3 protein-coding genes are annotated in these 2,595 nt (G+C 41.0%); all 3 read right to left on the reverse strand.

Annotated elements, in window-relative coordinates; genetic code table 11:
• Positions 1 to 369 (reverse strand): sulfatase-like hydrolase/transferase (locus VJ937_RS11720; protein ID WP_324067309.1); only part of this gene is annotated, 369 nt, incomplete at its 3' end.
• Between the two features lie 179 nt (positions 370 to 548).
• Positions 549 to 2,015 carry an arylsulfatase gene (locus tag VJ937_RS11725; RefSeq protein ID WP_324067311.1) on the reverse strand — a complete coding sequence of 489 codons (1,467 nt, stop codon included), beginning with the start codon at positions 2,013 to 2,015 and terminating at the stop codon, positions 549 to 551.
• 53 nt (positions 2,016 to 2,068) lie between these two features.
• A partial coding sequence (locus VJ937_RS11730; RefSeq protein WP_324067314.1) for a heparin lyase I family protein occupies positions 2,069 to 2,595 on the reverse strand: 527 nt, incomplete at its 5' end.

Here is a 2,595-nt window from a genome sequence, read left to right on the forward strand (position 1 = left end):
GTTTTTGAAATATTCGGGAAGAAAAATAATTCCTTCGGTTGAAGGATTGTCCTGGTTGATTAAATCGTCGTCAATCATGCCATAAATACCGGTGGTAGATGGCCTTAGTCCGGTCATAAGCGACGCGCGCGACGGACCACAAAGCGGAGCCTGGCAATGGGCGTTGGCAAACAAAACTCCCTCCGCCGCCAGCCGGTCGATGTTGGGTGTCATGGCATTGGGATGCCCATTCATACATCCCAGCCAATCATTTAAATCATCAATGCAAATCATTAAAACATTAGGCCGTTCAGAATCATCTTGTTTGTTTTTACATCCAGTTAGATTAACTGTTCCAAAAAATAATAGAGCAAATAATATTATTTTCATTTTAATGATTTTTTACTTATTCTACTTTTGGATGGCATTGTGAATTTTTTTACCATGAATGGTATTATAACCATCCGCAAAATTTTTTTAGCTCCCTGAGTATTCAAATGAACCTTAACAGTTAAGGCTGCCTGCCCGATTTTTCCAATAATCTAATTGCAAATAAGTTGCATCTGTAATTACCGGGTACGGCCCTTATCAATTAGTTCTAACAAGAGCTTTTTCATATCGGCAACCCGCTCTGGTCTGTTTTCAGCCAGGTCGACTTTCTCATTCGGGTCATCAGCAAGGTTGTAAAGTTCAAACGGTGCGTCCGGCAAGATCATTTTTTTGCCTTTCCATATGGGTCTTTTTGTAAAACGAAGCTTCCAGTCACCTTCTCTAAAGGCCAAAAGCCCCTTGCCTGTCTGCAATATGGTGGTTGTACGTACAGGACCTTCTACATTCTTGCCCAAAATTACTGAACTGAGGTCAAAAGAATCGCCTCCGGCTGACTCTGGTAAATCTTTATCTAGAAAACCAGCTGTTGTTGCAAGCATGTCAGTCAGTGAGATAACCTGATCAGACTTAACTCCAGCTGCTACTTCTCCCGGCCAACGTACGATAAATGGCACACGAAAGCCACCTTCGAAGTTACTGGCCTTATACCCGCGAAAATCACCATTTGTAAGGTGTCCATATTTATTGCGAGCATCGTCTTTCGCAGTTTTGCTTTTCTCAGCTACATCATGTGATTCGCTCCTCAAATTAAGGTTTTTGCCTGCCGAGCTTACATCTCCACTAGCTCCACCATTGTCACTTGCAAAGATCAGTATTGTATTGTCTGTCAGACCGAGCTCCTCAAGTGTAGTCATGATTATTCCCACGTCGTAATCAAGTTCATTGATATAATCGCCAAGTTGCCCTATTTTACTTGTGCCACGAAATTGCTCATGTGGCGTAATGTGTGTGTGGGTTGCGACAAGAGCCAGATAAATAAAAAATGGCTCCTGTTGGTTCTTTTTTATAAACTCGACAGCTTTTTGGGTAAGCGTGGTGCTTACTTCATCATCATAACGGATTTTTGTCAGGTCGCCTATTGTAGGCTTACCCGGAAGATTAGTTATATTCTCTTTGAGCCAAAGCAGTCTGTGATTTTCCACGTAGGTTTTGAAGTTATCACTATGATTCGTTGGAAGGCCAAAATGATAATCGAACCCAATTTCAAGCGGTCCGGGTTTGATTTCACCGGCCCAGTTCGTAATACCCGTTTCACCATAGCCCAAATGCCATTTCCCAATATGTGCTGTTCGGTAACCCTGTTGTTTTAAGAATCCTGGTAATGACAACATGTTTGTGTCGATAGACAACGGAGACGTATATCTTGGAGGCTTATCCCTTAAAGGTCCACGACAAGGGTAAAAGCCGGTGAGAAGAGCATAACGTGAAGGTGAACAGACTGAACCCGGAGCATAAGCCTGAGTAAAACGCATCCCTTGTGAAGCCAGGTTGTCAATATTTGGCGTAGTTACTTTCGATGGCTCATAATAACATTTGATATCACCTGTTCCAACATCGTCAGAAAGAATGAATATGATGTTTGGTTTCTGTGCTTCTATAGCAATACTTGTGGTAAGTATGAGAAGCAGGTTTAGAACTATCTTCATGAATATGGTGTTTAATTTTACTACTGAAATGAATTTCTCTCTGTTATTTGCAATTAGTCATTACCAGGTTTTACCTCATCGTACATATCTTGACCTTTGGCTATCGTATAATCGTCAAAATAAATTTTCACTTCATCATATTCCCTCTGACGCTTTCCCCAGGAAGAATAATACAAGCCTATTTTACTTTTAACGTCACTTCCATCACCATCTGTAGATTGAAAATCAGTTTTACTAAACACCTTTTCTCCATTCTGCCATACTTCAAAAACTCCGCTATCATTTTTAGCCCACTTTATATGAACTACCCAATCAACCCATTCACCCTGAATTAATGGGCTATCCCATAGATAAAGTATTTTTGATTCCGGGAGAGGTTCATATGTGAGGAAAAACTTGTCTTCTCCATTTTCCCTACCCATACGCACTGCAAAATCAGGCAAGCTCGGGTTATTTTCCCAAACACCCCATTGTGCAATTACACAGACAAATTTGTCTCTGTCTAATACCATTTTGCTCATATCAATGTCTGATGGAATATAAACGCTAAAGCCAGCCCAGTAATCCCCTAAAGAACTTT

This window comes from Salinivirga sp., assembly GCF_035268865.1.
Lineage (GTDB): Bacteria > Bacteroidota > Bacteroidia > Bacteroidales > Salinivirgaceae > Salinivirga.